The 22,824-nt window shown below is 33.7% G+C and carries 16 protein-coding genes, 1 tRNA gene and 1 pseudogene; 7 read left to right on the forward strand and 11 right to left on the reverse strand.

Annotation, left to right across the window (positions count from 1 at the left end; genetic code table 11):
- Positions 1–71 precede the first annotated feature (71 nt).
- Together AAHF52_RS00700 and AAHF52_RS00705 are read right to left on the reverse strand one after the other, a co-directional pair.
- Positions 72–968, reverse strand: a complete 897-nt coding sequence (locus tag AAHF52_RS00700) for a hypothetical protein (RefSeq protein WP_286260901.1) — start codon at positions 966–968, stop codon at positions 72–74.
- 83 nt (positions 969–1,051) lie between these two features.
- Positions 1,052–2,455, reverse strand: coding sequence for an NAD(P)H-dependent flavin oxidoreductase (locus AAHF52_RS00705; RefSeq protein WP_264376805.1), 1,404 nt, complete (start codon positions 2,453–2,455; stop codon positions 1,052–1,054).
- Positions 2,456–2,590: 135 nt separating this feature from the next.
- Here AAHF52_RS00705 and coaE point away from each other — a divergent pair, with 135 nt between their 5' ends.
- Positions 2,591–3,169 carry a dephospho-CoA kinase gene (coaE, locus tag AAHF52_RS00710; RefSeq protein ID WP_264686133.1) on the forward strand — a complete coding sequence of 193 codons (579 nt, stop codon included), beginning with the start codon at positions 2,591–2,593 and terminating at the stop codon, positions 3,167–3,169.
- Here coaE and AAHF52_RS00715 read toward each other — a convergent pair.
- The 5 genes from AAHF52_RS00715 to AAHF52_RS00735 form a co-directional block, all read right to left on the reverse strand.
- Positions 3,159–4,343: a ribonuclease D gene (locus tag AAHF52_RS00715; protein WP_264376803.1), complete on the reverse strand. Its 1,185-nt coding sequence runs from the start codon at positions 4,341–4,343 to the stop codon at positions 3,159–3,161. The two genes, coaE and AAHF52_RS00715, sit on opposite strands and share 11 nt — an antisense overlap.
- 84 nt (positions 4,344–4,427) lie before the next feature.
- Complete coding sequence (locus tag AAHF52_RS00720) at positions 4,428–5,747, reverse strand: dihydroorotase (RefSeq protein ID WP_264376802.1); 1,320 nt, start codon at positions 5,745–5,747, stop codon at positions 4,428–4,430.
- A 114-nt stretch (positions 5,748–5,861) separates the two neighbouring features.
- Positions 5,862–8,363, reverse strand: coding sequence for a lipase family protein (locus AAHF52_RS00725; protein WP_264687664.1), 2,502 nt, complete (start codon positions 8,361–8,363; stop codon positions 5,862–5,864).
- Positions 8,364–8,454: 91 nt separating this feature from the next.
- Entirely contained in the window at positions 8,455–9,057 is a 603-nt protein-coding gene (locus tag AAHF52_RS00730; protein WP_007302723.1) for an RDD family protein, read from the reverse strand.
- Positions 9,058–9,079: 22 nt separating this feature from the next.
- A tRNA-Leu gene (locus tag AAHF52_RS00735) sits at positions 9,080–9,162 on the reverse strand.
- 102 nt (positions 9,163–9,264) lie between these two features.
- Here AAHF52_RS00735 and AAHF52_RS00740 point away from each other — a divergent pair.
- The 3 genes and pseudogenes from AAHF52_RS00740 to AAHF52_RS00750 all read left to right on the forward strand — a co-directional run bounded on the left by AAHF52_RS00740 (position 9,265) and on the right by AAHF52_RS00750 (position 13,090).
- On the forward strand, positions 9,265–10,707 hold the full coding sequence (locus AAHF52_RS00740) for a replicative DNA helicase (protein ID WP_213863715.1): 1,443 nt from the start codon (positions 9,265–9,267) through the stop codon (positions 10,705–10,707).
- 188 nt (positions 10,708–10,895) lie between these two features.
- Positions 10,896–11,314 (forward strand): annotated as a pseudogene (tnpA, locus tag AAHF52_RS00745) (IS200/IS605 family transposase).
- 288 nt (positions 11,315–11,602) lie between these two features.
- Complete coding sequence (locus tag AAHF52_RS00750; protein ID WP_264376887.1) at positions 11,603–13,090, forward strand: proton-conducting transporter membrane subunit; 1,488 nt, start codon at positions 11,603–11,605, stop codon at positions 13,088–13,090.
- A gap of 14 nt (positions 13,091–13,104) precedes the next feature.
- Here the strand turns inward: AAHF52_RS00750 and AAHF52_RS00755 are convergent, their stop codons facing one another.
- The 4 genes from AAHF52_RS00755 to AAHF52_RS00770 are packed head-to-tail and all read right to left on the reverse strand — an operon-like array spanning position 13,105 to position 16,072.
- Positions 13,105–13,755 carry a VirB8/TrbF family protein gene (locus AAHF52_RS00755; protein WP_254229674.1) on the reverse strand — a complete coding sequence of 217 codons (651 nt, stop codon included), beginning with the start codon at positions 13,753–13,755 and terminating at the stop codon, positions 13,105–13,107.
- A 29-nt stretch (positions 13,756–13,784) separates the two neighbouring features.
- On the reverse strand, positions 13,785–14,579 hold the full coding sequence (locus AAHF52_RS00760; RefSeq protein ID WP_264376799.1) for a hypothetical protein: 795 nt from the start codon (positions 14,577–14,579) through the stop codon (positions 13,785–13,787).
- A gap of 36 nt (positions 14,580–14,615) precedes the next feature.
- Entirely contained in the window at positions 14,616–15,467 is an 852-nt protein-coding gene (locus tag AAHF52_RS00765) for a DNA polymerase III subunit delta' (RefSeq protein ID WP_007302718.1), read from the reverse strand.
- A gap of 17 nt (positions 15,468–15,484) precedes the next feature.
- Entirely contained in the window at positions 15,485–16,072 is a 588-nt protein-coding gene (locus tag AAHF52_RS00770) for an L-threonylcarbamoyladenylate synthase (protein ID WP_264376798.1), read from the reverse strand.
- 136 nt (positions 16,073–16,208) lie between these two features.
- Here AAHF52_RS00770 and AAHF52_RS00775 point away from each other — a divergent pair, with 136 nt between their 5' ends.
- The 3 genes from AAHF52_RS00775 to infB all read left to right on the forward strand — a co-directional run bounded on the left by AAHF52_RS00775 (position 16,209) and on the right by infB (position 22,821).
- Positions 16,209–18,851, forward strand: coding sequence for an efflux RND transporter permease subunit (locus AAHF52_RS00775; protein ID WP_342068424.1), 2,643 nt, complete (start codon positions 16,209–16,211; stop codon positions 18,849–18,851).
- An 87-nt stretch (positions 18,852–18,938) separates the two neighbouring features.
- Positions 18,939–20,492 (forward strand): transcription termination factor NusA, encoded by a 1,554-nt coding sequence (nusA, locus tag AAHF52_RS00780; RefSeq protein WP_010407241.1) that lies wholly within the window; start codon positions 18,939–18,941, stop codon positions 20,490–20,492.
- 7 nt (positions 20,493–20,499) lie between these two features.
- Positions 20,500–22,821 carry a translation initiation factor IF-2 gene (gene infB / locus AAHF52_RS00785; protein WP_342068425.1) on the forward strand — a complete coding sequence of 774 codons (2,322 nt, stop codon included), beginning with the start codon at positions 20,500–20,502 and terminating at the stop codon, positions 22,819–22,821.
- Positions 22,822–22,824: the final 3 nt, after the last annotated feature.

Genomic DNA, 22,824 nt, shown 5'->3' on the forward strand with positions numbered 1-22,824 from the left:
ATCCTACCAGACAAGCAATCTGAAAATCCATTATACCGCTGCGCGTTGCAGCGGTATTCTCGATTAGTAACTTATGGTTTAGCAGCACAACCTCCAAACTGTTGTGTCGCATTAGGATCACCAAATGCATACCCAGGTGTGCCATCATAAGAAGGAGCACTCGGAGTAGTACTATATTCTTCAAAAGGGTAAGGAGGTGGTGCCTCAAAACCATATCCAGGTCCTCGTTTATGATAATTATCTACCACTTCTTCAGCCTTCTTAATATTTTCTGACTCTTTCTCATGTTTCATATGAAAAGCCACACCACCAGCAAAACATACAAGAGAATTAATACCAAGAATGACTAAACCCCAAACTGGTAAGACTGGGTTAATAGCGCAACCTACCAAAGCTGCTAAAGAAATTGCACCAACTGCAAATTCTATATTTCTGAACATTTTAAGTTTATTATCCAGGTAATCTACCTTTTCTGATTTTCTAGCCGTTTTTTCGCTGCTGTTGTACCAAACACACATTAAAGCATGGAAAGCAACACACGTAACTACAGCTACTATCCCTAAAGCTAATAATTTCCTGTTGTCTTCTGCGTCTTTTTTCTTATCTTCTCTGCATGGCTGGTTACTGCTACCGGAACCAAGGTTATTTATCACTGTAGTATGACCACTAAACAGGTTGCTAAGTAGTAAATAATCCCAAAAATCTAAACCTCTATTATTGTGTACATGTACGTGTGTAACCTGAGGGCTTGTAGGTTGTTGCCTACTATCACGTCGATCACTTCCTATATTGTGTTCATTAGTTGGGTTATAGCGCCTAAATTCCTTATACGCATTTTCAAAATTTTTATCACTCCAGTTCTCAATATTTTGCATACCACGAGAACGTAAAAATTCTTGAACATTCTTATCACTGCCATTTTCTTTTATATAGGCAAGTGCGTACCTTTTTAAAACACTATCGCGCATAGATATTCCCCTCAAATTAAGATTAAATTAATAAACAATTATTACTATAAATTATATAGAATAATGTCTTCTTGTCAAGTTAGTCATAAACCAACCAATATTCTATCTACCAATTCTTTTACTGTCGGTATGCAACCATTTTTATAAAATGGGTCTTGCTTAAATTTGTACACATTGTGCCCAGAAAACATGAGTTCATTTTCAACATTGCCGTCATGTACAATGTTTTGCAGTGTCTTTTGTATACAGAAACTCCGTGGATCTGGCTTTCGCCCTGTTGAATGGTCACCATGATCTTTCCAATTGCTAAACAGACAATGGCTCAAACATCCCATGCAATTAATTTGATCTTGTCTTATTTCCGCAAATTTGCCTGGCGTCACAAAAATAACAGTTGTATCTGGAGTTTTCATTACCTCTGTATACCCTGCTTTAATCCATGCATTTGCTAGCTCTTTGTCTTTTGCAGTGAGGTAAATCTTTCTACCTCTGCTACCCATTGCAAATTCATTATTAAACTCTCCACTCACATTTTCTGAAAATTTCATTTGACGTGAATTTCGTTCCTGTAGCTCATATATGAAGCTATTTCTTACTGCAGATGAGTAAAATCCTGTTGGACTAAATTTGTTTAAAAATACATCACCTTCTTCTAAAGTAAGTAACTTCTTTTTCCATTCTGTAGAAATCGGACTTTCTTTTGTTAAAAGTGGACGAGTGCCAAACTGAAAAGCTATTGGTCCGATTTGTAAATTGTCAAACCAATGTTCCCAATCCTTCAAATTCCACACTCCCCCCGCCATAACAATTGGCGTTTCAGAAAGACCGACCTCATTCATGAAAGATCTAAGCTCTGCAACTCTTTCAAATGGAGCCTGCGGTAATTCTGGGTCTTCACTATTACTGAGTCCATTGTGACCACCAGCAAGCCACGGATCCTCATATACTACTCCACCAAGTAAAAAAGAAGATATTTTTTGGTAAGCACGTTTCCACAACGCTTTAAAAGCGCGCGCCGATGAGATAATAGGGTAGTAATAAACTTGATATTTAGCTGCAATTTCTCCAAGCCTGTAAGGCATACCAGCACCGCAAGTGATGCCATGAACTAAACCTTTTGCTTTTTCTAATATGCCATGAAGGACTTGTTCTGCTGCTCCCATTTCCCAAAGCACATTCATATGTATTCTTCCACGGCCCTTTGATATTTCATTCGCTATTTTTGCTTGACTAACTCCAGCCTCAATACTATACTTAATTAATTCCTCATGCTTTTCATTTCTTGTTTTACCTCTATAAATCAGCGGCACCAACTCACCATTGTCATCAATAAGTTTAGCATTTGCACCAGAAAACGTACCAACAGCATCTGCTGCAGCAAATGCCCCACTTGATCTTCCATCACTGATTGCAATGCCTTTACCGCCCTCGACGATTGGCCAGACTTTTTTCCCTGAAATCACTATCTTTTTTATCTTATCTTTCAAAATTTCCTCTTAATCTTTCACTCTATTTTACTGAATTACTAAAAAAATAATAGCTTTTCTTTTTTATACCTATGCATTCAGTTTTAAATAGGCATAGGAGATGCTATAAATATAGTTTTATAAGAAATTTGCTATATGATCATAGGTTTAACAGGTGGGATTGCAGTTGGAAAGAGCTTTGTAGCCAATTGCTTTAAAGAATTTGGTGCCGCTTTGTTTGATGCCGACTCTGTCGTGCACCAGCTTTATAAAGTGGACAAAAACATAATAAGTTATGCAGAAGAAAAATTTCCTGGGGTAGTAGTAAATGGAAAAATTGATAGAACAGCATTGTCTAAATATTTTTTAGCCTATGATGAAAATTGGAAGCAATTCCAATCTTTAGTACATTCCGCTGTGCGAAATGAATTAGAAATTTTTATTGCTCAGGAGAAAGAAAACGACAGAAAACTCCTAGTCCTAGACATTCCACTCCTACTGGAAACGAGATTCCGTTTATATTGCGATTTTATTGTTTTTATCCATGCAGATAGCACTGTACAAGCTCAAAGGCTTAGTGAGCGTAATATGGATAAAAAAAAGCTGGATCTAATGTCTAGTATTCAGCTACCTATTGAAGAAAAAAAGCAAATGAGCGACTTTATCATCGATACCAGCGCAAATGTTCTTTCTCAAGTGAAAGATATAATAAACTCGTTAGACCTCAACACGTGATACGGTTATTCTCCACAAGATTACTCCGAATTTTAGCTGTACTATCAGCAGATTTTACCATTAAAATTTCAAACCTTGAGCCTGCATTCAAAAACGATTCTACTGATCTGCCGAAAAAATCATATCTCCATCCCTTGAATAGTTTATCTATCTGCCCAGATATTGAACCAGCTAACTCATCTTTTGATGAAACTAACTTTCTTGATATGTTATTTTCCTTACATTTGCTCTCTAAAATAATCGAGAGTATATCAAATACAGATTTATCATAATTATCTGACAGAGTATAATTTTGCTGCACAAACTCCTTCTCATTCTCATTGAAAATATTCATAAATTCTAATAAATCTTCCTCTTTTATATTTTTTGTGTTTCTCTTAAGGTCATCTAAAACCTCGTCAATACGCTCCACATTTTTTTCAATAAGACCAATTATTACAGCATTATTGACTACCTTATTACGATTTATATTGTAACGCTGTGCTAAGGTCTCTTGCCACTCACTAACTGCTTTAACAGTTAACATCAACCTTGGATTTGCTTCATAATTAAATTTAATCCTCTTCCATGCATCTTTTGGATTATGCAAATACTTATTAACATCAACTATTGATTCCATCTCTTCTTGAAACCAGCCTATCCTATTATTTTCTTCAAGTTTATTGCACAATATTTGGTGTAGGTCATATAGGTGTATCACGTCATTTACTGCATAATCTAATTGATCCTCAGATAATGGCCGTTTTAACCAGTCTGAATTTTTAGCTTTAATTTTATCCAGCGCTACCCCCTGATATTGCTCTACTACTTTTGAATAACCAATAAAGTCGTGATAATAATGACAAAACATAGCAGCAACTTGGGTATCAAAAATGGGAGTAGGAACACATTTAAGCACGGTGAGTAAGGATTCTATGTCTTGCCGACAACTATGAAAAACTTTGGTTATTTCTCGATTCAGCATTATTTTCTTAATAAGCGATAAGTCAATTCCCGGTACTAACACATCTACAATAAAACTCTTCTCTCCGTAAGAAATTTGAATTAGTGATAATCTAGGATAGTAGGTTAAATTGTTTCTAATAAACTCTGTGTCCACTGCTATAAATTTTGGATCTTTTGCCATCAATTCTTCACATGCATTCTCCAGCTCCGATGTCGTACTAATTAGCATATATTTTTTATTCAGTGGCTATATTTTACCACTTATATTGAATATTTACAATTGATTGAAATTGAGAACGCAACTGTATGATAACTAATCCTTCTGTAAATATACAGTTTTGCCAGACACAACGGTACGTATTACGCGCCCTTTCACTTTGCGTCCATCGAAAGGGGAATTTTTTGATTTACTAGCAAAGTTGTCAACTTTAATTTTCCATTCATGATCCAAATCAACTAAAATTAAGTCCGCTGCAAGGTTTTTCTGTATGCGGCCACGTGGCACATGTATGATATCTGCAGGCTTATATGTCAATTTTGCAAGCACATCAAGTAGACCCATTTGTCCACTGTGATATAGTTCAAGTGAAATGGGCAGCATTGTTTCAAGGCCAACAATACCAAATGCAGCATTTTCAAGTGGCAAATCTTTAGAACTAAGATCATGCGGAGCATGATCGGTTGCAATACAATCAATCACACCTGTCTTTAAACCTTCAATCATAGCTAAACGATCTTCCTCTGTACGAAGTGGCGGATTCATTTTTGCGATTGCTCCATGTTGCTTTACTATATCTTCAGTTAAAGTAAAGTGATGAGGAGTTACTTCACATGTAACATTTAACCCCAAATCTTTTGCACGTTTAATAGCATCAAGTGAATCTTTTGAAGAGACATGTAAAATATGGTAGTGTACATTTTCTATGTTCTTCATTAGCAGTATATCACGAGTTACCATAACCGATTCCGATGCACTCAAGATTCCCTTTACTCCCAATTCTTCAGAAATCTTACCCTCGTTAATTACGCCACCAGCAGATAGATTCAAATCCTCTGCGTGTTGAGCAATAGGAACACCAAGCATACTTGAATAAAGCAGTGCCTGTCTCATAATCATTGGATTCATAACTGGCATACCATCATCGGTGAACCCAACTGCACCTGCTTCCTTTAAGAGTGCCATTTCAGTTAATTTTTCTTCCGAAGTGGTGATTTTAGCGTAAAATTCCACATTCACATGCGAAGTTTCAAATGCTCTATATTTCAAATACTGAGCCAAGACAACACTATCAATCGCTGGAACAGTGTTTGGCTGACAAACTACAGTTGTAACGCCTCCTGCAGCTGCAGATTTACTACCCGTATGTATATTTTCTTTATGCTCTTGACCTGGTTCACGAAAATGCACGTGAATATCAATAAGGCCTGGCATTAGAACAAGCCCTTTACAGTCTATTGTTTCATCAACCCCACTTGTTGAAAATAACGATTCGCCAAAATCAACAATTTTATCCCCTTCAGTTAACAATGAACCTTTTATATCAAGTTTAGTTTCCGGGTCAATAATACGAGCATTGGTATACGCAATTTTATAGCCTTCCTTTTGGCCTGTCTGCAATAAACTCCAAATCATATTTTAGTATCAATTATAAAGTATAATCTAAAGTTTTTTTAGTAAAACACAAACAAATTAAAGCGATGGCATAATAACTAGCAATAAAGAGTATTTAAATTACTAACTTAATATCTAAGCAGCTATTCTATAACTACAATTTTCGATTTCTACATTGTTAAATGTGGTATTTGCCTTATAAGAACAGTAACACCCTACTGTAAGAAAAGCTAATGCAGCTACAGCAAGCGAAATACACATTGCTAAATGAAGAATTGTTAGACTTGTACCAACAGCAAGTGCTCCAGATAATACAAAAGAAACAGAAGCATAATTACCTTGCCTTTTACTGTAAGTTCTTGCTTTCAAGAATTTTTCACTTAGCTCTTCATTCTTGCTTTCAAATTGCTTCTGTAGACTCTTCTCTAGTACTTCACTTTTGTTTTCAATTTCTTGCAGCTTTGTCTTTAAGTCGTTATTTTCATTTTCGCGTTGCATTATTTGATCAGCGAACGATTGTCTTGCATCATTCAGCTGCCCTTCCAACTGATCATTTTGTGTAGTCAATTGAGCTACCCGACCATTTAGCGTATCAGCAACCTGTGTTAATCGGGTTACTTCATCAGTTTTATCAATTAGACCTTGCTTTGCATCATCCAGCCGCCCTTCCAATTGATTGTTTTGTATAGTCATTTGATCTACTTGATCTTTTAGCCTTCCAATCTCTTTTTTCTTCTTTTCAAGCTGAGCTCTTGCTTCATTAGATTCTTTGCTAAGTTGCATGACTTTACTAGTTTCTTCAGCTAATTTTTGCTTTGATGCTACAAGTTGAACTTCTGTTTGCTCACATTTCCTTTCAAGCTCCCTTGCTTGACTAGACAAATTACTATTTTCCTGTTCAAGTTGAGCTTTTACTTCCCTTAGCCCTCCCTCACTCTCTCTGAATTGAGCTCTAGCATCCTTTAGCTCTTTTTCTGCACATTCTACCTTTTCTTCTAGCTTAGTTTTTGCTTTCTCAAGCTTCTTCAGTTGATTAGTCAGATTACTATTCTTTCTTTCTAATCCAGCATTTGTTTCTTCAAGTTTTTCTACAGTACCGTTAAGCCTAGTTACTTTGCTAATTTGCTCATCCAACTCTGCTTTGTTTTCTGCAAGCTGATCTTTTGTCCCTTTAAATTCTGCAGTAAGTTTATCTACTTGATCATTGAGTTGATTAGTCTTCTGTTGTTCTTGTGTTAATTTTCCTTTTTCATCATCTAACTCTTTAGTTTTTCCAACCAAACTTTGTTGTATACTATTTAACCTTCCCTCTAGTTGAATTTTTTCATTAGTAAGCTGAGCTACTTTTTGTTTTCCTTGTCTAAATTCCTCTTCTAAATTTGGAGCACGTTGAATTGGTATCTCAGAAAGCTTAATGCCTTCATTTTCTTCTCTGACTTCTTCAAAGAATTCCTTATCATCCACATCAACATATGACAAAACTGCATGGTAAAATAGGCCACAAATATAAGCAATATGACGATACTTAGATGCTTCGCTATCCGATTTAAATTTTTCCTGCTCTATTTTCTCAATAAGGTTATAATAGGTATCGATTTTATGATAGTGTAGTTCTAAATACTCCAGAGTTTTACCTGTTTCTAATTTTAATGGTTTACCTACATGTTTATAGTGCATACCAGCATTACCATGTGGCAAACATGGTACCGGATCTGATTGACAAGCTACTCTAATAGTATTATGTCCAAGACACTCATTGTAAACTTCAGCAGCACCATTGTAGAACACTCTTGGAGAGCCAAAAGTTGCAACATGAACATCTTCAGCACCTTCTGTTTTATTAAGACATAAAGCAGTTATACTAGCAAGAGCACCTCCCATGCTATGGCCTGTAACATTGATTTTTAAATCTTTGATTGCTAATCCTTTATCATTAGCATGCCCTTGTAATATTTTATGTACGCTGGGCCAAGAACGTTTGAATAGAGAGTAAAAACCAGAGTGAACATAATTATCTCCAGACAAAAATGGCAACTTAGTTAAAGAAGCACGCAGATCTTCCTTCACATCATTTAAATCACGAGTGCCATGGTAAGCTATATCTACTTCGTTATCTTTAATAAAAATATAACCAGCATCTCGATTATATGAATTTTTACCAGTTAAAGCATAGCCAACATCGTGTTGCTCTAATTTATAATCAACATCTGAGCAATATTTATCTTCAATAAGTTCATTATCGTAAAATCTTATAATCTGATAACCTTCTTCTTCAAACTTCCTTTTAGTTTTGTATGTACCTTTCTCTAATTTTCTATCCACATCACCATAGGAAATTTTGCTAAAGGTACACATTTTCCATAATTTTTCTTCATCAAATTCTGCAATTTGCCCTTTTATCAGATCAGCAAGGTCAGAAGCATCCTTTAACTCAGCACCTTTAAAATCTTCTATCTTCTTCCATGCTTTAACTAGGTCAGAAGTTCCTAGCCCATTAAGGTCAAAACTTTGAGCTTCTAATTCGTTCTTAAATGGTTCTAGTGCCTCAATTACGCATTCTTTTATTTCATTATCATCAATATGTACAATACTATCGCTAATAGAATCCATACTTTGATCATGAGTAATACTTGGCATATTTTTTACCTACTATTTTAGTATATCATTAATTAAGCATTTGATCAAATTTATCAATAAAACTATTAAAATTTTCTTATTTTAAACGAATTTAGTTCATTTTATCACACTTAAGACTTTTGTTTGTGACAACTGCTGTATTTGCAATCTTATCGTGCCAAGTTTGGCAGCGTTTATCGAAACTTGCCCATATGAAACCCAAGAATAATGGTGCAGTTGACAATATGAAGGAAAAAAACCTCTTTGTTGCTTGTTTCAGAGTCAATTTTTCAAAAGTTTGTGCATTCACAACTCTAAGTCCAAGTAAGAATTTTCCAGGTGTAGCGCCAAATCTTATCCACATATATGCTACATAACTAAAAAGCATAATAAATTGAACTATCTGATTTAGAACTAGTAACTTTATTAGTTTACTCTGCATTGCTGTTTCCTCTGCAGATAGTGGCACCTGCATTTGATATTTTGCAGCAATTTGGCCTAATATTTTACTGCTCTCCGAGCTCATAAAGAGTTGATTTAAGGCCTGACCGCAAAACTGTAAAAATAAAACGATGATGATTAAATCAAGCAGCACTGACAAATAGCGTCTAAGTCCCGTTACGTAACATATTCCATTTTCATCTTTCTTTATCCTTTGAATAGCATTTATAGAAGAAAGAATGGCAAATGAACGATTAAAAAACTTGTGTAACATAAAGCACTTTCCAATGTTTGAGTGCCCCTGGCCGGACTTGAACCAGCATGCTCTTGCAAGCAACAGATTTTGAGTCTGCCGTGTCTACCATTCCACCACAGGGGCTTATTTTAATGCTATAAGCAACACAGGATTAGTCAAATTTTTTCTCTTTTAAGTCGAGATTGAATATTCTACAATAATCAATCATTACTCTAAAAACTTAAAATGAATGAATTAGTTAACCTTATTAATTCAAGAGAAGAAATATGTAAATTGCCACATAATTTAGAAGCAGAGCAAATGCTCATTGGTGCAATGATTCGTGATAATAGAATTTGTGATGCAGTTGAAGATATAATTGCAGCAGACAATTTCTACGATCCACTACATCAAAGCATTTTTACCCAGATATCTAAAACCAGAAAACACGGCATAGTTGCCAATGAACTAAGCCTTAAGATGTTTTTTGAAAATGATAAAGCATTTGCCGAATGTGGTGGAGTTGAGTACCTAGCAAAGCTTGCAGCGAAGGCAAGTATTGCTCTTGATATCTATAGCTTGACCAGAATAATCCGTGATACTTATTTAAGAAGATGCTTAATCAAGCTCGGACAAGAGACAATTGACGATAGTTATAACTATGACATCGAAAATCCTGCACAGGTACAAATTGAGCAAGCAATGACAAAATTGTTCAATTTAGCAGTAAAAAAGCAAGGTGAGAAAACATACATAAAGCTTGCAAGTTCAATTAAAGATGTGGTTGAGAAGATTAGCAAGCTAAAAAATAATCCAGAGGCTCTAGGTATTACAACCGGACTTCAAGATCTAAACCAGCTTCTTGGTGGTTTGCAGAAATCTGATCTGTTAATTATAGCTGCAAGGCCCTCAATGGGAAAAACAGCATTGGCACTGAACATCGCACTTAATGCTTGTAAGATTTTGCAAAAAAGAACAGACAAACAACACTACATAGCGTTTTTCTCACTTGAAATGTCAGCAGAGCAATTGACTGCAAGATTGATTACCATAGATTCAGGTATTGGTTATTATAAGGCAATGACTGGGAGAATTAGTGATTTTGAATTACATGAATTCATTAATGCTAGTACAGGACTATCTGAATTACCTTTCATTATAGATGACACTCCTGCTCTATCAATTAGTGCCCTTCGTACCAGAATACGACTGCTATATCAGCTATACAATGTAGAGGTGGTATTTATCGATTATCTGCAATTAATTCGAGGAACAACAAAAAGGAGTAGTGAAAATAGAGTGCAAGAAATTTCAGAAGTGACGCAGGGTTTGAAAGCAATTGCAAAGGAACTAAATATTCCCATTGTTGCACTATCGCAGCTCTCTCGTTCTGTTGAGCAGAGGGATGATAAAAAACCACAACTTTCTGATTTACGTGATTCAGGAAGCATAGAACAGGATGCGGATATAGTAATGTTCCTCTATAGAGAAGAATATTATGAATTAAGAAAGCAACCAAATGAAGGAAGTAATAAACATCGAGAGTGGCAAGAGAAAATGGAGAAAATTAGAAATATTGCAGAGCTGATCATTGCAAAACAAAGAAACGGGCCAATTGGCAGTGTGAAACTACATTTTGACTCCAATAGAGGTGCATTTAAAGACTATACAGAAAGATATAGTCTTTAGCGGTGAGTAATTCTGGAAGTGTTTAACAAACCATACGTGCCAAATTAATTAGCTATCGTAAAATATAGCAATATTTAAGATTGGCATTTTATTTGTTACATTTATTGTCCCAAATTTGGGAGAAAAACCCTGGACTTGAAGTCCATCCTTTTAAGAATATAATTTTAAGGTGAAAAATCTGAAAGAATGTGGAATATTATAGAAAAAGCAGTCACTCTGTATATATATCACATAGTGTGGATAACAAAATATCGATATCCAGTACTAGTTGGAGATATTGGACAGAAAGCTAAAGAAGTTGTACAAGAAGTATGTGCAAATAATCAAGTAGAAATTATCAGAGGTAGAGTTGCGTCAAGTCATGTACACGTATACGTTTCTGTACCCCCATACTTAAGTATTAGTAAGTTAGTGCAGTTAATAAAAGGAAAAAGTTCCAGAAAAATCCAGCAAAACTTTCCAGAGCTAAAAAAGAGATATTGGGTTGTGGGCAGTAGGCTACTTTGTCAGGACTAGCGGAAATGTAACTGACGAAATGATAAAAAATTATATTGAAAATCGCTCTAAAAAAGAAGATAAATTTGGTGACTTTCAAGTCGAAAGTTAGCATTCTATGCTCTCTCTCAATCTTTGGATTTTAATCCATAGTGGTTGAATTTTTTAGGAAATTCTTATCTAGGATAAGATGATTTTTTAGAAAGATCTATAAATTACTAACCTTATTACTTAATATATAAAATAGTTTTTTCTTATTTCCTTTCTTCCTTACGCCACTTTTTCTTAACTTGATGCGTATGGTTTATTTAACATTTCCGATATACAACTAAAAAATAGCAAATTCTCTATAACTTGAATATAATTTTAGCTTTACCTAAACAGAAAGATGAATTACTTAATGGATTTTGTTTTAATATCTCTTTCCTTGCCACTTTTTATTACTGAGAATTATTTGTTAATTACTGCGTTGATCCCACTTTTAAGTGCATTAGCTATTTCTTTTACTAGTAAATGGCCCAGAGTGAACAATAGCATTACTGTTGTTTCTTCTATGCTTCTATTTGCGTATACATCTCTATGCACTTTATATTTGGTGTATGGTGATCATTCTCAATTTATTCTCATGGACTTTGGTAATAATTTGCATATTAGTTTAAAGTTAGAGTCTAGTGGAGCAATATTCAGTTTATTAATATCATTTTTGTGGGTACTAACCAGTATATATGCAATATGTTATATGCGAAATAACTATGCTGATAGTAACTACTCGAGTTTTCTATGCTTTTTTTCAATAGCGATTAGCTGTGCAATGTTTATTGCTTTTTCTGGAGATTTGCTCACTACATTTGTCTTTTACGAGCTTCTAACTATTAGTACATACCCTCTGATTACTCACAACGCAACAAATGAATCAGTAATTGCAGGACGCTATTACTTTGGTTTACTATTTTTCTCTTCTTTAGTGTTATTTTTTCCTGCAATAGGTCTCTTATATAATGAATTCCATACTTTAGACTTTGTAAGAGGTGGAATATTCAAGTTTGATACTTCGTTCATAACTTTTATTGCAGTGTGTTTTGCTATGCTGATTTATGGAATAGGAAAAGCTGCATTAATGCCAATGCATTTTTGGTTGCCAAAAGCAATGGTTGCACCAACTCCTGTAAGCGCACTACTACATGCTGTTGCTGTTGTGAAATCAGGAGTGTTCATCATCATCAAAGTTATATTATACACTTTTGGCATCGATAATATGCAACGTTTTGCACAGCAAAGTTGGTTTGCTGGAGGATGGCTTCCGTACGCTGCTGGATTTACTATTATTACTGCATCGTTAATTGCATTAAAGCAAAAGGAATTAAAGAAATTGCTTGCTTATTCTACTATCTCTCAGTTGTCATATATTATATTGTTCGCTTCAATTTTTAGTGAATTTAGCATGAGGATTGCAATTTTTCAATTAGTTTGCCACGCATTTGCAAAAATCACTTTATTTTTCACTGCTGGAGCAATAATAACGAAAACAGGTGAGAAATACATAGATAGAATTCACGGTATAGGACGTAGTATGCCAATTAGTATGATAGCATTTACTATAGGTGCATTGTCCATGATAGGGGTACCACCTGCTCCGACTTTTTGGAGCAAATTTTTCATTTTTCAAGCTGTTTTTAACTCTAGTAATGTAACACTTTCTGTATTTGTAGCTCTGGTGTTAATTGTCAGTACTATACTCAACGCTCTATACTTCTTACCGATAATTTACAATGCCTTTTTCTTAAAACCTTCTAGAAATTATTTTATTAAAAAGACACCAATGCTTCTAATTTTACCTCCAGTTGTTACTGCTGTATGCACTTTAGTTATTTTTTTAGCTACCAAGTAATTTTTTAAATGTAATCAGCTGTATTTATAGCCGTTAACAATAAATTTAAATGGTATTATACCAGTTAGAGTTGCTTTCATGTTTGATAAAGTAAAGCTAACCTCCACAGCATAGTCTTTCATTTTCTTATTTTGCTCAGCTGCAAAAAGTACAGTGGCATTTCCAGCAAATTTAACTAAGTCCTTGATCGATCGGTCAATAGATAGTGTTGTTACGTTTATGTTGGTAATTTTTTTTGTGGATGAAACAGCTTCATTGTTTACTTTTTCCTGAAAGTCTTGATAGATTTTATATATAGAATTGTTTTTTATAAAATTTTCTTGATACTTTGATTCAACGATCTGAGAGGACTCGTATGCTTCGACGTATTGACTTACCAAGTACCTTGCTATGGAAGTGTATTCATCTTCTTTTTCACTAAAACTAAGTTTATGTATTGTAGAAAACTCATCTTCTGTGTGGTTCGTGTACTTCACAAAATTTAAATCTTTTTTAACAGGAAGTAATAGGTATATGTTTAGTAATGATAAAAATAAACATACTAAGAGAAGTAACGTTATTAACGCCATCCAAGATCTTTCTACAACGCAGAACAGGTATCTGTGGCAATACCATTCTACTGCTTTCCTGAAATAACTTTTGTTTTTTACTGATTCAACTTCCATAACCTAATTATAATAACTCTAAAAAAACTTTAAAATATGTCTAAATTTTCCAAAATAGTATGAATGATTATATCACCTTGTTCTGCAATAAGATGAAATTTATCAATTTTCTTCACATCTAAATTTATCATTTTTACACTGAAGCTTTCAGGATCATAAGTATTACTTTCTGCACTTTTGTGATAATTATAGTAGTGTAATTTATTTTGATCATCAAAATAACCAAATTCATCAGCAAGGGTTCCCACTTTTCTGCCTTTACCGTCTCTGACTAGCTCAAATAGATCAATTACATGGTTTTCAGATCCAGGCTCAATAAGACCTTCTACAGCAAAAAATTTAGGTGCATGACCAACATACTCCTTAAATTTTAGATTATTAGTCTTTTTTACACTACCAAAATCCACGAATTTATATTCATCTGAAAGATCAGAATATTGTGGATCATACTTTTTATATTCAAAAAACTCATTACCTAAAAAATTACAAAACGTTAGTTTATAGTCATCATGATTGAGTTTAATAACTTTAAGATAATGAAAATCTCTAGGAATCTTTACTTCTTCTTTCGTAATATGATTAAGTATGACTAACTCGCCACTGAGCATGCGATGGCCAATTTTTGGCAAAGTAGCTATATTGATTGCCTTATTGAGCTTAAAATTTGCTTCATAGATACCACTTGACAGCTCCTTCCCTTTTTCTAAAGTGACGCCTTGGTCTAAAGCTGTATTCTTGAGTAAACTCAATTCTTTCTGCATGTTCAATATGGTTTTTGTTAAAACTTCTATTGATTGCCATAAAGTTAATTTATTATCAGTCAAACTATATACTTTAAGTATTAAATTATCAGGATTTTATCATGAATTTATGTTAAAAGTATTATATTTTTGTGTCATGATGTTAACTACATTAGCTAAAACATGCTTTTTATCTAAGCGAAATTGCTTTGCAGCAACGAAAAGTTCATCTATTTCTTTCCATTGACTTAGCAAAATTTCAACATTATTTACTTCTTTCTTTATACTTTCTAAAATGGAGGTTTGAATGATATGTGATGCTAGTTCTAGCTCAATTTCACTATTAATTATTTTATTAACTATATCAGAATTATTTAGATTACGGAAAAATGTATAAAAATGCTTATGTGACTCATAAGCACCACTGTTTATTGCATTTATTATTACTCCCGGAGTTCCAGGAAACAAAGTAATGATCTCACTAAATATTTTATCGTCAAATTTACACTGAGATGAAACAACCTGCTTTGTTTCATCGTAAGTTAACGGAAGTAAATTCAGCTGAAAGCACCTACACCGGATGGTGGTTTGTATATCATATAGTTTATGGCTAATTATAAGTATTTTAGAATTTTGTGGCGGCTCCTCTAATATCTTTAATATTGCATTTTTAGCATTGCTAGTCATTGCCTCCAAGCTATCTATTATAGCTATCTTATATTCTGATTGAATGGGGCTTAGGTACAGAAAATTTTTCATTTCTCTCACCTTTTCCACTCCTATTGTATCACCTTCAACAATGTGTAAGTCTAATGCTACTTCATCGTAATTTTTGATAAGAAACCAATTAGAAAAGGATTGTGCAAGTGTTGCTTTTCCTATGCCTTTTTTACCACAGATCAGCCAAGATTGAACAGACAAGTTGTTCATTATCTTTTTTTTTGCTTGGTTGTGGCCTATCACCTTTTTCATTCTTTCTCCTATAGATCTTAGTTTGAAAATTCGTTATTTATTGTTTGTAATGAAATTTTACCTTTTCTTAAAACCTTAATCTTGTCTCCAGTTAAGTCAATAATAGTAGATTCTATACCAGAAACTAATTCATCATCTTCAATTACTGCAGATAAGTGTTGCTTAATAGACTGAGGTATATCTCTTGCTTTGCATATACTTTTTTCTCCTGAAATGTTAATACTAGTTGCAACTACTGGAGTTTTCAGTTCATTTAATATTGAAATCGCAATAGGATGATCAGGAATTCTTATGCCTATACTATCTTTAAAGAACTCATTTGGTAATATACTGTTATCTTGAAGTGGTAAAATATAGGTCATTGGTCCAGGAGAAAAGTAGTTTATTAAATTGATATATTCTTCTTTTACCTTTGCTATATTTATCAAACTATCAATATTACTAACAAATACAGAGAGTGGCTTGTTTTGAGAACGCTTCTTTATCCGGTATATTTTTTCTATAGATTCTTTACCTAGCGCATTACAAGCAAGAGCATATACTGTCTCTGTTGGAAAGCATGCTAACAAATTATTTTTTATTGCATTTATTACTTCAAATACCATATAGCTAAAACTTATGTCTACAATAGCTCTGGGTTTACAGTTATCTCGCTATATGGTAGCAATTAAGATACCGAAATGGCTACTGTTGTATACTTACAGTAAATTTTATTAGCAACTGCTCGTTTTGATTGGTAATTTGCCGGAAAGAACTTTAACTGAAATAGCACGCAAACTAAAGAAAGAAATAGAATCTCTGCCAAATGTTCTTAAAGTTGAAGTAGCAGGTATGCGTAAAGAAACAGTGGAAGTTATAATTGAGCCCACAGTTCTAACAAAATATAACATTCAATCAAATGAGATATTTCAAGCTATATCAAACAACAACAGATTGGTAGGAGCCGGATCACTAGAAAATGATACCGGTAAATATTCGATTAAAATATCAGGGTTATTAAAAGACATAGAAGATATTATGAATATTCCTATTAGATCTCAAAGTGATGCAGTTTTGAGAATCAAAGATATAGCAAAAGTATACCTTGGGTTTGAGGATCACCAAGGATTTGCTCGTATTAATGGACTACCTAGCATTGTACTAGAAATTTCAAAACGTAATGGAAAAAACATAATAGACACGGTAAATCAAGTAAAATACTTAATGGACAAAGCAAAAGATCAATTACCTGAAAATTTAAAAGTAGTTTATTTGAATGACCAGTCAAAAAATGTACGTGATGTGCTTGACGACTTGGAAAATGGTATAATATTTGCCGTATTACTAATATTAACCATAATAATGCTCTTTATGGGAACAAGGGCTGCTATTCTTGTTGCACTATCAATACCTGGCTCCTTTCTAATAGGAATAATGGCTCTTTACCTCATGGGTATTACTCTAAATATAGTTGTGCTCTTCAGTTTAATTATGGCAGTTGGCATGCTGGTTGATGATGCAATTGTAATCAGCGAATATGCTGATAGAAAGATGATTTGTGGCATGGATAAAGTAGAAGCCTTTTGCACCTCAGTTCATGATATGTTTTATCCAGTTTTATCATCAACATTGACTAAATTAGCAGTGTTTTTCCCTCTGTTACTCTGGCCCGATACAGTCGGTAAATTTATGCAGTACATACCAATTACAATAATTCTAACTTTAACTGGATCGCTAATTATGGCTTTGGTTTTTATACCAACACTTGGTGCAATATTTGGTAAACCTTCAATAACTTCAAAAAAAGAAATAATAAGAATGAGTGCTATAGAAAGTGGTGAGGTAAAAAATACTGGGCTTATAATAAGAACTTATGTACGTATGTTAGAGAAAGTCTTAGATCACCCCAAAAAATTTGTATGTGTTGTTGTGTTTGTTTTATTTTTGTCTAGTATATTATATTTTACTTTTGGTCCTGGATTAAAGTTCTTTCCGAATGTAGATTCAGATAACATTTTAATCAGCGTTAAAGTAAAAGAAAGCTTATCAGCCAAAGAACGAGATTTGATACTTAAGAAAGTAGAAGAACGTATTTTGGGTGTTGAAAAGGAAATTTATGTTTTTTATGCTCGATCAGGAAAATTTTCAGACAACGTTATTGCCAAAATTCAATTGGAACTTGTAGATTGGCGCTGCAGGCGCAAAGCTACGCAAATACTAAATGATATAAGGAGTAGTGTACAAAACATAAAAGGAGTAATAATTGATGTACAGGAACAAAAGTCAGGACCATCAGCTGACAAGCCAATACAAATTAACTTAAGCGGAAGTGCATCCAACTTGAATTCAGTAGCAGAGAAAATCCTAAAAATTATGGACCAACCTTCATCTGGATTTATAAATATTCAAGATAGTAGATCAGCACCTGAAATAGAGTGGAATATGAGTATTGATAAGAGTAAGGCTACAAGCTCTGGAGTAAGTGTTGCAACCATCGGTGATTTTATAAAGATGGTTACAAATGGAGTATTAATTGGAAAATATAGACCAAATAACGCAGATGAGGAAATTGATATTGTACTACGCTTTCCCAGAAAGAATCGCAACATGAAAACTATAGATAACCTTTTTATTAATACAGCAAATGGACCATATTCTATGAGTAGCATAGTGAAATACGTTCCCGAAAAAAAGGCAAATAAACTAAGTAGGATTGATGGATCACGCACAGTAACAATCTCTGCTGACGTTGATACTGGCTATCTTGTTGATGAAAGAGTTAAGTTCATTCAAAATTCGATTACTCAAGACTGTAGTAAAGGAGTAAAGATTGATTTCAAAGGTGATAAGGAAGATCAACAAAAATCAGGAGCATTTTTATTAAAGGCTTTTATATTAGCAATTACATTGATGATATTGGTGCTAGTGGCACAGTTTAACAACATATACTATACATTTATCGTAATGACAGCAGTGTTTTTATCAACAACATGTGTATTTTTCATTTTCTTTCTTATTCAGAAAGTTTTTGTAGTTGTCATGTGTGGAGTGGGGATAATTGCTTTAGCAGGAATTATAGTGAATAATAATATACTATTGCTTGATGCCTTTCATCAGCAAATTAAGGTGCGCAAAAATAACATTAAGCAATGTATAATAAACGCTTCAATTTCTCGCATCAGGCCAATACTACTTACCGTTGCAACTACAGTTCTTGGTTTAATACCGATGATTACTAGGTTAAATATCAGTTTTTTTACGCTACAAATCACATATGATGCTCCATCAAGCCAGTGGTGGGTTGATATTTCAGCAACCATAGCAAGTGGAATATTGGCTGCAACGGTCTTAACTTTATTCTTTACTCCGGCATTGCTTATCATACAAAGACATGAAAAAACTTGACTTAAATTAGCAATCATTTAACATTTAAGATAGCGTTCTTTACCTGTTGAAGCTATAATTATAACTAATTAAATTGGATTTATTTATATGATTGCTAATCGTAAAAGCAGTGTTAAGCAGAAAAGCAACAAGAATAACATAGTTGGAAGCCTTGATGTAATAAAAACAGCGGGAGAGCTCTCACTTCAAAAAGGTTTGGATTTTAATATTATAATAAATGCACTTAAAAGTGCTATCGAAGCAGTAGCTCAACAAAAGTATGGTAGCAAAAGTAAAATTGTAGTTAATATAGATAGAAACACAGGCAAAGTTACCTCATATAGACAACTAAAAGTCATTAATGATGAATCAAATGAAAATGAGTGTGACTTAATTAAGTTGACACAAGCTAAGTTAATAAAAGAAGATGCAAAAGTTGGAGATACTATTAGTGAGTTGATTTCTCTTAACACTGATCTTGTTTCAGCAAGAATTGCCCAGCAAAAGATTTCTGAAATAATCAAAAATGAAGAGTTAAAAAAGCAATATGAGGAATTTAAAGATAAGGTAGGAGAAATGAGGTATGGCATCGTTAAACAAGTAGAATATTCAGATCTTATTATAGACATAAACGGAATTGGAGCATACCTCCCTTTACGAAACTTAATTGGTGGTGAGTCATTTCGTGAAGGCGATAAGGTTAAAGCTTACATACAGGCTGTTAAGCGCTCTGACGATGGACGTCAAATCATTCTTTCTAGGACTCATGAAGGCTTTTTAGAGGCATTGTTGAATCAAGAAGTACCAGAAGTTGCTGACGGATTGATAACAATTAAAGGTATAGCTAGAGACGCTGGTTCAAGATCTAAAGTTGCTGTTTTTTCATCTGATAAGAATATCGATCCAGTAGGTGCTTGCGTTGGAGTTAAAGGAGATAGAATAAAAACTATTATACACGAATTAAACGGTGAAAAAATCGACGTCATACATTACTCATCAGATTTGGGTCAATTTGTTATTAAAGCCATTACTCCTGCAGAAGTATCAAAGGTCATTATTGACGAAAATGAAAATTGTATAGAGTTAATAGTTGCTGAAGATCAATTGAGTTTAGCTATAGGAAAAAAGGGTCAGAATGTAAGATTAGCTTCAGAGCTTGTTGGATGGAAAATTGAGATATTAAGCACTCAGCAAGAATCAGAAAGAAGAAACAAAGAATTTAGTCAATGTTCAGTTTTATTTGCTGAAGCTTTAAACTTAGAAGAGATTATGGGCCAATTATTGGTAACAGAAGGTTTTTCAAGTGTAGAAGATATATCTAACACTTCAATTAAGGAACTTGCTTCAATAGAGGGCTTCAATGAAGATATTGCAAATGAACTTCATAATAGAGCAAATAATTACCTGAAAGCAGAGAATGATAGAAAAATAGAAGAGCTAAAAAATTTAGGTATGGAAGACGATGTAATCAACTTAGCCTTATCAATAGATAATAAAATTGCTCTTAGTAAACATAATATTAAAACTTTAGAGGACATAGCAGATTTATCAAATTATGAGTTTTGTAGCATACTCTCTTCCTCAACTAATAATAAAGACAATCTAAAAGATACAGCAGATTTAATAATCATAGAAGCACGTAAAAAGCTTGGATTAATATAAAAACAATATGAATAATGAAGATATCAGTAATAAAAAATTAACCCTACAAGGCTTAAGCAAGCTTAAATTAGACATTAATTTAAACTCTTTAGATAGTCAAAGTACTGGTACTACAATAGTAAAAAAAAGAAGAAAAATTCATTCTGCAGAAGAATATAGTTTATTTGACGAGAGTAAATTAGGCTCTTTAACTGAAAAAGAACAAATTTCCCGCATTAATGCTGTACAGAATGCTACTTTGCTGAAAGAAAGGAATCAGAGAGAACAAGAAGAGAAAATAAAAAAAGAAGAAAGCAATCAAGAAGCTGAAGATAAAAATGAATCACACTCTGTACCTAAAGAAATAAATAAGGAAGTTTTAAGTAATACTAACTCAGTTGAACAAAAAGAAGATAGTATTGAATATGAGAACAATGATAAAAAGTCTTTTAAAGCTAGCAAAGATATATACTCTAAGCATTCTAAGCTAGTAATTACACAGGCAATAGATGAAAGAAATGAACACCTCCCTGTATTTAAGCAAAAATTTGGTATAAGAAGTAAACAATCAAAGTTTACTAAGGGTAAAAATATAGCAAGAGAAGTTATTATACCAGACAAAATAACTATCAGGGAGTTATCTATTCGTATGGCAGAAGATAGCAAGAGTGTGCTAAAAATGCTCAAAGAAGAAGTTGGGGAGAGCTATAGAGTAGATGATCTAGTAGATCCAGATATAGCATGCGAAATAGCAAAAAAATTTAATCATACGGCTAAACGAGTAAGTGATGCTGATAAAGAAAAGAATTTACTCTTCATAAGCAACAGAGAAAACTTACCTAAAAGACCAAAACCACCTATCGTTACTTTTATGGGACATGTGGATCATGGTAAAACATCATTGCTTGATGCATTTCGTGAATCCAATGTTGCAGAAAAAGAGTCAGGTGGCATCACTCAACATATAGGTGCTTATCAATTAACGACAAAAAATAAGCAAAAAATTACTTTCATTGATACACCAGGGCATGAGGCGTTTACTGCAATGCGTGCACGTGGTGCCAATATTACTAATATAGTTGTGATAGTAGTTGCAGCTGATGATGGAATCATGAAACAAACAGTTGAAGCAATAAACCATGCAAAAGCAGCAAATGTCTCTATTATAGTTGCCATTAATAAAATTGATAAATCACAACCTGGCGATGTAGAAAGAATAATTAATAGTTTGCCTCAGTATGACCTCATCCCCGAAGAACTTGGTGGTGATGTTATAATTGTGCCAGTATCAGCAAAAAAGAAAATCAACTTAGATAAACTAGAAGAGGCAATTTTATTAATTGCTGAATTAATGACGCTAGAAGGAATAGAGGATTGTCGAGCACTTGGATGGGTAATAGAGTCCAAAATAGATAAAGCTAAAGGAATATCAGCTACATTAATAGTTGAAGAAGGAACATTAAAGATTGGTGACATATTGATAGTTGGTACAACATACAGCAAAGTACGCAGTATGGTTAATCACCTTGGTCAAAGAGAAAAAGCGTCACTACCTTCTACTCCAGTTGAAGTTACTGGTTTAAATGGTGTACCAAATGCTGGAGATAAATTTGTTGTTGTAAACTCTGAAAGGCAGGCTCGTGAAATTGTTGAATACAGGTTAGAATTAATCAAGAAAAAGCAAGAAGATTTAGACGACAGTAATTTAGATATATTCAGTCGTAATGATAGTGAAACAGAAGAACTATCTGTAGTTTTAAAGTGCGATGTCACTGGTTCTATTGAAGCAATATCAAGCTCAATTGATAAGCTTGGTAAAGATCAAGTGAAATTAAATATTCTACACAAAGCAGTAGGAGGAGTAACAGATTCAGATGTGCTGCTTGCAGAAGCATCAAGCGCAGTAATTTTAGCTTTTAATGTAAAAGTGGATTCAAAAATCAGAGAATTAGCAAAACAAAAAGGTATAGAAATACATACTTACAATATAATATATGAGCTTATTGAAGACATGAGGATGTATCTAACTAAAATGTTAAAGCCTGTTATACGAGAGGTTCGTGTTGGTTCTGCATCTGTAAGGCAAATATTTAATTCATCCAAAGCCGGTAATATCATCGGATGTTATGTCACTGATGGAGTTATAAAAAAAGATTCTCTAATTAAGGTAGTACGTGGCAGCAAATTGGTGCATGAAGGAAAGTTAAAAGCACTACGTAGATTTAAAGATGACGTTAAAGAAGTGGGTGTAAATTTTGAATGCGGAATATCGCTAGAGGGTAATATCGATATTAAAGTTGGAGACATTTTGGAAGCTTATCAATTAGTGCAAGAAGAAAGGACGTTATAGTAG

This window comes from Wolbachia endosymbiont (group B) of Melanargia galathea, assembly GCF_964030625.1.
Lineage (GTDB): Bacteria > Pseudomonadota > Alphaproteobacteria > Rickettsiales > Anaplasmataceae > Wolbachia.